Annotated in this window: 9 protein-coding genes and 2 pseudogenes; 4 read left to right on the top strand and 7 right to left on the bottom strand. The window is 73.3% G+C overall.

The window, feature by feature from the left end:
* Both JNW87_RS29460 and JNW87_RS29465 read left to right on the top strand, forming a co-directional pair.
* Positions 1-212 (top strand): annotated as a pseudogene (locus JNW87_RS29460) (RDD family protein); the annotation flags it as partial.
* Positions 209-1300 carry an AI-2E family transporter gene (locus JNW87_RS29465; RefSeq protein WP_109800241.1) on the top strand — a complete coding sequence of 364 codons (1092 nt, stop codon included), beginning with the start codon at positions 209-211 and terminating at the stop codon, positions 1298-1300. The pseudogene JNW87_RS29460 and the gene JNW87_RS29465, both read left to right, overlap by 4 nt.
* A gap of 45 nt (positions 1301-1345) precedes the next feature.
* Here JNW87_RS29465 and JNW87_RS29470 read toward each other — a convergent pair whose 3' ends face one another.
* The 6 genes and pseudogenes from JNW87_RS29470 to JNW87_RS29495 form a co-directional block, all read right to left on the bottom strand.
* Positions 1346-2155 (bottom strand): alpha/beta hydrolase, encoded by an 810-nt coding sequence (locus JNW87_RS29470; protein ID WP_109800214.1) that lies wholly within the window; start codon positions 2153-2155, stop codon positions 1346-1348.
* A gap of 66 nt (positions 2156-2221) precedes the next feature.
* Positions 2222-2548, bottom strand: coding sequence for a hypothetical protein (locus JNW87_RS29475; RefSeq protein WP_236647320.1), 327 nt, complete (start codon positions 2546-2548; stop codon positions 2222-2224).
* A gap of 101 nt (positions 2549-2649) precedes the next feature.
* Complete coding sequence (locus JNW87_RS29480) at positions 2650-4440, bottom strand: 3-hydroxyacyl-CoA dehydrogenase family protein (RefSeq protein WP_238454787.1); 1791 nt, start codon at positions 4438-4440, stop codon at positions 2650-2652.
* 122 nt (positions 4441-4562) lie between these two features.
* Positions 4563-4922 carry an alpha/beta fold hydrolase gene (locus JNW87_RS29485; protein ID WP_238454789.1) on the bottom strand — a complete coding sequence of 120 codons (360 nt, stop codon included), beginning with the start codon at positions 4920-4922 and terminating at the stop codon, positions 4563-4565.
* Positions 4820-5626 carry an alpha/beta fold hydrolase gene (locus tag JNW87_RS29490; protein WP_238454788.1) on the bottom strand — a complete coding sequence of 269 codons (807 nt, stop codon included), beginning with the start codon at positions 5624-5626 and terminating at the stop codon, positions 4820-4822. Before JNW87_RS29490 ends, JNW87_RS29485 begins: the two co-directional genes overlap by 103 nt.
* 340 nt (positions 5627-5966) lie before the next feature.
* Positions 5967-6227 (bottom strand): annotated as a pseudogene (locus tag JNW87_RS29495) (FHA domain-containing protein); the annotation flags it as partial.
* Between the two features lie 212 nt (positions 6228-6439).
* Between JNW87_RS29495 and JNW87_RS29500 the strand changes: the two are divergent.
* Positions 6440-7942, top strand: a complete 1503-nt coding sequence (locus tag JNW87_RS29500) for an aldehyde dehydrogenase family protein (RefSeq protein ID WP_109800219.1) — start codon at positions 6440-6442, stop codon at positions 7940-7942.
* A gap of 45 nt (positions 7943-7987) precedes the next feature.
* Here the strand turns inward: JNW87_RS29500 and nucS are convergent, their stop codons facing one another.
* Positions 7988-8647 (bottom strand): endonuclease NucS, encoded by a 660-nt coding sequence (gene nucS / locus JNW87_RS29505; protein WP_109800242.1) that lies wholly within the window; start codon positions 8645-8647, stop codon positions 7988-7990.
* Positions 8648-8718: 71 nt separating this feature from the next.
* Here nucS and JNW87_RS29510 point away from each other — a divergent pair, with 71 nt between their 5' ends.
* Entirely contained in the window at positions 8719-9336 is a 618-nt protein-coding gene (locus tag JNW87_RS29510) for a DUF4126 domain-containing protein (RefSeq protein WP_109800243.1), read from the top strand.
* Positions 9337-9462 lie beyond the last annotated feature (126 nt).

A 9462-nucleotide genomic window follows, 5' to 3' on the forward strand; every position in this document is an offset into this window, starting at 1 on the left:
CGCCCCCCGCCCCCGACGAGCCCGGGCCGGCAGGCGCGTCCAGGAGCGGCGCGGGAACCCACGCATCGACCGGGACGCCCGATGGACCGCCGACGCCCGAGGCGACCGACGGCGCGCCCGCCGACGGGACGGCCGCCGACGGGACGTTCGCCGGCAATGTCCCGCCCGATCCCGCGGTGAGCCGGACCACCGGCGTCGGACCGCCGAGGTGAACACGTCGGATCCGACCGAGTTCGAGGTGGGTGGGCCGAGCGGGCGCTTCGGCACCCCCGGCAGGCCGCTGCGGCGCAGCAGCTTCCTGGTCGGCTTCACCGGCGCGCTCGGGGTGCTGCTGGCGTACGCGGTCTTCCTGGGCGTACGCAACGCCGCCGGCATCCTCGTCCTGGTGGTCATCGCGCTCTTCCTGGCCGTGGGGCTCCACCCGGCGGTGGTCCGGCTGCGGCGCTGGGGCCTGCCGCACGGGCTGGCGGTGGCGGTGGTGGCGCTGACCGTCGTGCTGCTGATCATCGGCGGGGTGCTGGCGCTGGTGCCGCCGGTGGTGACCCAGTCCGGGCAGTTCATCCAGCAGTTGCCGAGCTACCTCGACGACCTGCGTCGCAACGCCACGGTCAACGACCTGGTCGAGCGGTACGACCTCATGGAACGGGTCCAGTCGGCGGCGAGCGCGGACACCATCGGCCGGGCCCTCGGCGGCGTGCTGGGCGGCGCGCAGCTGATCTTCGGCACGATCTTCCGGGCGCTGACCGTGCTGGTCCTGACGATCTACTTCCTGGCCTACTTCGACAAGCTGCGCGCCCTCGGGTACGCGCTGGTGCCGCACTCCCGCCGGGATCGGGTGCAACTGATCGGGGACGAGATCCTGACCCGGGTGGGCGCGTACATGGTGGGTGCGCTCAGCATCGCGGTGCTGGCCGGGGCGAGCACGTTCGTCTTCGCGCTGGTCGTCGGGCTGCCGTACCCGTTCGCGCTGGCGGTGGTGGTCGCGGTGACCGACCTGATCCCGCAGATCGGCGCCACCCTGGGCGCGGTCGTGGTGACCCTGGTGGGCCTCGCCACCGACCTGCCGGTCGGCATCGCCTGCCTGGTCTTCTTCCTGATCTACCAGCAGGTGGAGAACTACCTGATCTATCCCAAGATCATGCGGCGGGCGGTCTCGGTCAACGAGGTGGCCGCGCTGCTCGCCGCCCTGCTCGGGGTGTCGCTGCTGGGCGTCGTCGGGGCGCTGATCGCAATCCCGACGGTGGCCGCCCTGCAGCTGATCCTCCGCGAGGTGGTCCTGCCCCGGCAGGAATCCCGGTGAGCGTCAGCCGGCCCGCCGGGCACCCCGGACGGGTCGACGGGCCGGTCAGCCCGCCCGGTCGGGACGCGGACCGGCGACCGGGGTGTCGGCGAACGAGGCAACCGTCCGGTCGGCGTACGCGCTGACGTCACCGGTCTCCACCGGGCCGTCCCAGGTGGTCGGCAGCGGCACCGGCACCGCCGGGTTGACCCGCCGGACGATCTCGTCGAGCACGGTCTCGGCGTCGCCCACCCAGAGGTGCTTGGCGCCGGGCACCCCGACCACCTCGGCCTGTGGCACCGCCGCGAACCGCTCCCGGGCCTCGTCCGGGCGCAGGTAGTCGTCGAACTCGGGGACCAGCGCGGTCAGCGGCTTGCCGCTCTCGGCCCACTCGGCCAGGTCGGCAGGGGTGGAGAAGCGCAGCGGCGGGGAGAGCAGGATCGCCCCCGCCACCGCCGGGTCGCAGCCGTACTTGAGCACCAGGTCGGTGCCGAACGACCAGCCGACCAGCCAGATGTTCGGCAACTCGGCGAACTCCACGTACTCGATGGCGGCGGCGACGTCGAAGCGCTCGCCGACCGCGGCGTCGAAGGCCCCCTCGCTGGTGCCGCGGACGCTGCTGGTGCCCCGGGTGTTGAACCGGAGCACGGCCAGGTCGGCCAGCGCGGGCAGCCGCCAGGCCGCCTTGCGGAACACGTGGCTGTCCATCATCCCGCCGTGGGTGGGTAGCGGGTGCAGGCAGACCAGGGTGCCGGCCGGCTCCCGGTCCAGGGGGCGGGCCAGCTCACCGACCAGCTTCAGCCCGTCGGCGGTGTGCAGCTCGATGTCCTCCCGGTGGCCGGGCAGGATCGACGAGGCGCGGATCGGTGTGCTCACCGTCCCAGTCTGGCGCGCTGCCGCCCGGGTCGCCCGCCGGGGCGGAAACAGCGTGATCCAGGTCGCTCAGCCGTGGCGGGGGGCGCTGCGGCCGCGCTGGACGACCGGTCCGCGCCGGTCCCGGGCCCGCCAGCAGCCGCTGTGCCAGTGCCGCCGGTCGGTCAGGTCACCCCGGTCGTCCGCCGGCCAGGCCACCACGTGCGCCACGCCGGGGCGGATCTCCTGGTCGCAGCCGGGACAGCGGTACGTCTTGGTCGACGCCCCGCCGCTGATGCCGCGTACCTGCCAGTCGCCGTCGCGCCACTGCTGGACCGTGGGCACGCCCTGGCGTACCCGGTCGGAGTCCAGGTGGGCGGTCTCGTCCCGGCGGGGGCGGTTGCGACGGGGGCTCACGGACACCAAGCGTACGGGCCGCCGGCGGGACCGACCCGGGACGGGCGGGCGCCACCGGCGGCCCCGGTCAGTCGCAGGTCTCCGGTCGGGTGTTGACCCGGTCAGCGCCGGGTGTGGTCGCGGAACCCGCGGCCGCTCTTGCGGCCCAGGTAGCCGGCGGTGACCAGGTGCTCCAGCAGCGGCGCGGGGGCGAAGCCCGGCTCGCGCAGCTCCAGGTAGAGCTCCCGCTGGATGGCCAGCGACACGTCCAGCCCGACCACGTCCAACAGCTCGAACGGGCCCATCGGGTAGCCGCAGCCCAGCTTCATCGCGTAGTCGATGTCGTCCGCGGTCGAGTAGCTGGCCTCCAACATCTTCACCGCGTCGTTCAGGTACGGGAAGAGCAGCGCGTTGACGATGAAGCCGGACCGGTCACCGCAGACCACGCCGGTCTTGCCCAGCGCGGCGCAGACCGCGCGGGCGGTGGCGGTGGTCTCCGCCGAGGTGCGGATGGTCTGCACGACCTCGACCAGCGGCATGACCGGTGCCGGGTTGAAGAAGTGCAGCCCGACCACGTCCGCCGGCTGCTGGGTGGCCATCGCGACGTCGATCACCGGCAGCGACGAGGTGGTGGTGGCCAGCACCACGCCCGGCTTGCAGATCTCGTCCAGGCTGGCGAAGAGGGCCTTCTTGACGCTGAGCTCCTCGACCACGGCCTCGACCACCAGGTCGACGTCGGCGAGGTGCTCCAGGGTCGCGGACCAGTTGATCCGGCCGAGCGCCGCCTCCCGGTCGTCCTCGCTGAGCTTGCCGCGTACCACGCCCTTGTTGAGCGAGGTCTTGACCGTCTCGAAGACCTTGGCGGACTTCTCCGCGCCGCGGGTCACCGAGACCACCTCGTACCCGGCCTTGGCGAAGACCTCGATGATGCCGGTGGCCATGGTCCCGGAGCCGACCACGCCGACCTTCGCGATGGCGCGGGCGCCGTCGGCGAGCGCGGCCTGCGACGCCACGGGCGTCTGCTCGTCCGGTACGACCACCGGGGAGCCCGGCCGCTCGTAGGTGTAGAAGCCCCGGCCGGACTTCCGGCCGAGCAGCCCCGCGGTGACCATCTGCTTGATCAGCGGCACCGGGGCGTGCCGGCGGTCCCGCCCGCCCCGCCGGTACATGGTGTCCAGGATCTCGTACGCGGTGTCCAGGCCGATCAGGTCCATCAGGGCGAGCGGGCCCATCGGCAGCCCGCAGCCGAGCTTCATCGCGGCGTCGATGTCCTCGCGGGTGGCGTACCGCCCCTCGAACATGCTCACCGCGTGGTTCAGGTAGCCGAAGAGCAGCGCGTTGGCGATGAAGCCGGCCCGGTCGTTGATCGTCACGTCGACCTTGCCGAGCCGGTTGCAGAGCGCCTCCACGTCGGCCACCACGTCGGCGGAGGTGACCACCGTGCGGACCACCTCGACCAGCTTCATCACCGGCGCGGGGTTGAAGAAGTGGATGCCGATGACCTGGTTGGGGCGGGTGGTGGCGACCGAGATCTCGGTGACGCTGAGCGAGGAGGTGTTGGTGGCCAGGATCGCCTCGGGCTTGCACACCCGGTCCAGCTCGGCGAAGATCCGCTGCTTCAGGTCGAGGTGCTCGGGAACGGCCTCGATCACCAGGTCCACCGAGTGCAGGGCCTCCAGGCCGACCTGGAAGTTCACCCGGGACAGCAGGGCGTCCCGGTCGGCCGCGGCGAGCTTGCCCTTGGCGACCGCGCGGTCGGTGGAGCCGGTGAGGGTGGACCGGCCGCGCTCCAGGGCGCCCTCGGAGATCTCCACCGCCACCACGTCGATGCCGTTGCGGGCGAAGACCTCCACGATGCCGGCACCCATGGTGCCCAGACCCACCACACCCACCCTGGTGAACTCGCGCGCCACGACCGGCCTCCCCTGGTTGACTCCGCCGTTGTCGACATGAACGGCCGCTAAGGTTATGCGCCGGAGTCTGCCACGTGACGCTGCGTTGTCGAGACGCCGTGGGATATTTCACGCAGGGCGGCTCAGGCCGCCGCCGGCACCCCCGTGAGCGCCAGCAGCTCCGCCACGAACTCGACCGGCCGTTCCAGGTGCGGACTGTGCCCGCAGCCCGGGAGCACCACCTCCCGGTACGTCCCGCCGGCCGCCGCGTACCGCTCCAGCACCGCCCGGGTCTGCCCGATCATCGGCTGCGGCGGACAGTCCGCCTCCCCCGGCCAGCCGGGCACCGCCCCGAGCGACCCGAGGTACGCCAGGTCGAACAGAGAGGTGTCCGAGACGATCACGTCGGCGTCGCCGCGTACCCAGGTGACCGGGGGCGGGGCCGGGACGGCGACCAGCTCGTCGGCGAGCCGGAAGTGGGCGGGCGCGAGGGCGTTGAGCACGCCGCGCTCCCCCGGCGCGGTGCCCGGCCAGTGCGGCGACGCGACGGCCGTGCCGGGGTAGTTGTCGTCCCCGGTGGCGGTGGAGAGGGCGCTGTCCAGCAGCAGCTCCTCGTCCTCGCCGAGCGACGCCGGGTCGGCGACGTAGGTGGCCGCAGCACGTTGCGGGGGCCGGTCGGGGCGTCCTCGCCGCGGTCCTTCGCGGCGAGCCGGGCGACGAAGTCGGGGTTCGCCGTGCCGCCGCCGGTGCCGGCGAAGTCGGGCGTGGTGGGCGTGCCGTGGACGTCCCGGGTGCCGCCGAAGCCGTACGGGGAGACGGGTGCCTCCAGCAGCAGGGCGGCCACCCGGTCGGGGTGGTCGACCAGCAGCCGCATCGCCACGCCCCCGCCGAGCGAGTGCCCGACGACCACCGGCCGGGCGCCGGGGGCGAAGAGCCCCGGCACGTCGAGCAGGGCGGCCACATCGTCGGCGAAGTCGCCCAGCCCGCGCGTCGCGTCCACCGGCGCGGTCTGCGTGTCGCCGTACCCGCGCAGGTCGGGCGCGACCACCCGGAGGGTCGCCGGCAGCCGTCGGATCAGCGGCTCCCAGAAGGCGGCGGAGGAGACGTTGCCGTGGACGAGCAGCACCGGCACGCCCTCCGGCGGGCCCGCCACCCGGACCGCCTGGGTGATGCCGTTCGCCGACACGACGTGCTGCGCGCTCTCCATCGGCGCATGCTGACACGTCGGGCCGCCCGGGTCCATGGGTCCGGCCCACACCCGCAACCACGGCCGGCTGTGGCCCGACCCGGTGCGGCTCCGGGCCGCGCCGGGTCGACCGGTCAGCGGTGGGCGTCGACCGGCGCCGCGGGCAGCGGCAGGACGGCGCCGCCCACCGGCAGCCGCGGCGTCGGCGGGACGGGCAGCGGCAGGGTCGCCGGTGGTCCCGGCGCGGCGCCGCGAAGCTCAGCCCCACCGGGTCCGTCCGCGCCACGCCCGGGTCGAAGTACCGCAGTTCGGTACGGCCGAGCCGGATCACGTCGCCGTCGGTGAGCTGCTCGACGCCGGCGATCCGCCGGTCGTTGAGCCAGGTCCCGTTGGTAGAGCCGAGGTCCACCAACGACACCCCGTCGCCGATCAGCTGGACCGCGGCGTGCCGCCGGCTGAGGTGCGGATCCTCGAGCACGATCCCGGCGGTCGGCGCCCGGCCGATCACCTGCGGGTCACGGCCGACGCGGAAGCTCAAACCCCGCATCGTTCCGCCCGCCACCGTCAACAGCGGCATCAACTCCGGATGATCCTCCATGGACCCCGCCTTCCACCCCACCATCGCCCCGCGCGTCAGCGTGCCACCTCACGGTTGTCATCCCCACCACCGGGTGGTCACCTCCACGACCCCGGCCGGTCAACTCCCGTTCGCCGGTTCGGCGGGCGCGCCGGTCGGCCACCGCCCACCGGCGCGCGGCGCGGCCTTCCCGGGCAGCCGGTTTCCGGGCGCCGCGAGACCTACCGGCGAGTAATCTTCGGGTCTAGACTTCCGCCATGACGGCTGTGCATGTCCCGGGGACCCCGGTCATCGAGGACGGTCGGTTGGTGTCGACCAGCCCGGCGACGGGTGCGGAGGCGGGGCGACTCCCGGTGGCGACCGCCGAGGACGTGGCCCAGGCGGTCGCCCGGGCCCGCGCCGCGGGCGAGTGGTGGGCCGGGCTCGGCTTCACCGGTCGCCGGGAGCGGCTGCTGCGCTGGCGGAGCGTGCTCGCCCGCCGGATCGAGGAGCTGGCCGAACTGGTCCACACCGAGGGCGGCAAGCCGGTCGGCGACGCCGTCGTCGAGATCCTCACCGCGCTTGAGCACATCGACTGGGCGGCCCGCAACGCGCGGCGCGTGCTCGGGCCCCGGCGGGTCCGCTCCCGGCTGATCCTCGCCGAGTTCACCGGCCACCTGGAATACCAGCCGTACGGGGTGGTCGGCGTGATCGGCCCCTGGAACTACCCCGTCTTCACCCCGATCGGCTCCGTCGCGTACGCGCTCGCCGCCGGCAACGCGGTGGTGTTCAAGCCCAGCGAATACACCCCGGCCGTCGGGCAGTGGCTGGTCGACCGGTTCGCCGAGGTCGTCCCCGAGCAGCCCGTCTTCACGGCGGTGCACGGGCTCGGCGACGTGGGCGCGGCGCTGTGCCGGTCGGGCGTGGCCAAGCTGGCCTTCACCGGTTCTACCGCCACGGCCAAAAAGGTGATGGCCGCCTGCGCCGAGTCGCTCACCCCGGTGCTGCTGGAGGCTGGCGGCAAGGACGCGATGATCGTGGACTCCGACGCCGACCTGGACGCCGCCGCCGAGGCGTGCGTGTGGGGCGGGCTCACCAACGCCGGCCAGACCTGCATCGGCATCGAACGCGTCTACGCCGTCGACCAGGTCTTCGACGCCTTCGTCGACAAGGTGATCGCCCGCGCCGGGCGGCTCACCGTGGGCCCCGACGGCGCCGACATCGGTCCGATCACCATGCCCTCGCAGCTCGACGTGATCCGCCGGCACATCGAGGACGCGGTCGAGCGGGGCGGTCGCGCGGTGCTCGGCGGCCCAGACGCGGTCCAGCCGCCGTACGTGCACCCGACCGTGCTGGTCGACGTTCCCGAGGACTCGGCCGCCGTACGCGAGGAGACCTTCGGCCCGACGCTCACCGTCAACCGGGTACGCGACGTCGACGAGGCCGTCGACCGGGCCAACGCCCTGTCGTACGGCCTGGGGGGTTCGGTCTTCGGCCGCAAGCGGGCGGTGGCGGTCGCGCGGCGGCTGCGCTCCGGGATGGCCTCGGTGAACTCGGCGCTGACCTTCGCCGGGATGTCCACGCTGCCGTTCGGCGGCGTCGGTGACTCCGGCTTCGGCCGGATCCACGGCGAGGACGGGCTGCGGGAGTTCGGCCGGGCCAAGTCCGTCACCCGGCGGCGGGCCCGCTCGCTGCTGCCGTCGATGACCTTCGAGCGCACCCCGGCGGACGTCGCCCGCCTGGTCAAGGCCGCCAAGCTGATGTACGGCCGGAACCGCTGACCGGCCCCGCCGCTGCCAGGCCGGCGGTGGCGGCCGGCGGCCGGCTCAGAACAGGGTCAGCTCGTCGCGCTCGATGCCGCGCAGCTTGTCGTAGTCGACCACGACGCACCGGATGCCCCGGTCGGTTGCGAGCACCCGGGCCTGCGGCTTGATCTCCTGCGCGGCGAAGACGCCGGTCACCGGGGCGAGCAGCGGATCCCGGTTCATCAGCTCCAGGTAGCGGGTGAGCTGCTCCACGCCGTCGATCTCGCCGCGCCGCTTCACCTCGACCGCGACGGCGCCCGAGTTGGCGTCCCGGCAGAGCAGGTCGACCGGCCCGATGGCGGTCATGTACTCCCGGCGGACCAGCGTGTAACCCTCGCCGAGGGTCATCGGGTTGGCGGCCAGCAGCTCCTGCAGGTGCGCCTCGACGCCGTCCTTGCGCAGCCCCGGGTCGACGCCCAGCTCGTACGAGGTGTCCTGGAAGACCTCCTCCAGGGTGATCCGCAGCTCCTCGCCGGCCTTGTTGACCACCCGCCAGACGCCGGGGGCCTCCTCCAGCCGACAGGGCGGGCTCATCCAGTTCAACGGCTTGTACGCCCGGTCGTCCGCGTGGATCGACACCGAGCCGTCCGCCTTCACCATGAGCAGCCGGGTGGCCGGCGGCAGGTGAGCCGAGAGCCGTCCGACGTAGTCCACCGAGCACTTCGCAATCACCAACCGCACCCGACGAGGGTAGCCGAGGTCCCCGCCATCGCCACCGTGCGGCACTGGTGTGCCGGTGCGATGCTGTGATCGTGCTCGAAGTCCTCACCGGTTCCGGCCTCGCCGCCTCGGCCGGCCTGAACGCCTACATCCCGCTGCTCCTGATGGGCCTGCTGGCGCGCTACACCGATCTCATGGACCTGCCCAGCGGCTGGCACTGGCTGGGCAACGGCTGGGTCATCCTCATCCTCGCCGTGCTGCTCGCCGTCGAGGTGGTCGCCGACAAGGTCCCGGTGGTCGACCACGTCAACGACGTGGTGCAGACGTTCGTCCGGCCCACCGCCGGCGGCCTCGCCTTCGGTGCCGGCTCCACCTCGGAGACCGTCACCGTCAGCGACCCGGACACCTTCTTCTCCTCCCACCAGTGGGTGCCGGTCGTGGTGGGCGTGCTGATCGCGCTCGGCGTTCACCTGCTCAAGTCGGCCGCCCGGCCGGTCATCAACGCGACCACCGCCGGCTTCGGCGCACCGGTGGCCAGCACCGCCGAGGACGCCACCAGCGCGGTGATGTCGGTGGTGGCGATCCTGCTGCCGGTGCTGGTGCTGGTCTTCCTGGTCGGGCTGGTGGCGTTCCTCTTCTGGTTCCTGCGCCGACGCAAGTCGCGCGCTCGTGAACGTCGGGCGGCTCGGGCGGCTGGGTTCCGGGTCTGATTCGTTGGTTGCGCTTTGGGGCTGGGGGCGACGTCCCCGGCTCCGGGCGGTCAGGCTTGATCCCTGCGCCGGGGACGGTCGCCCCCAGCCCTGACGTTGGTCACCGTCCGCCCGGCCGTCCCGGTC

The sequence above is a fragment of the Micromonospora sp. ATA51 genome, assembly GCF_016802855.1.
GTDB classification, from domain to species: domain Bacteria; phylum Actinomycetota; class Actinomycetes; order Mycobacteriales; family Micromonosporaceae; genus Micromonospora; species Micromonospora sicca.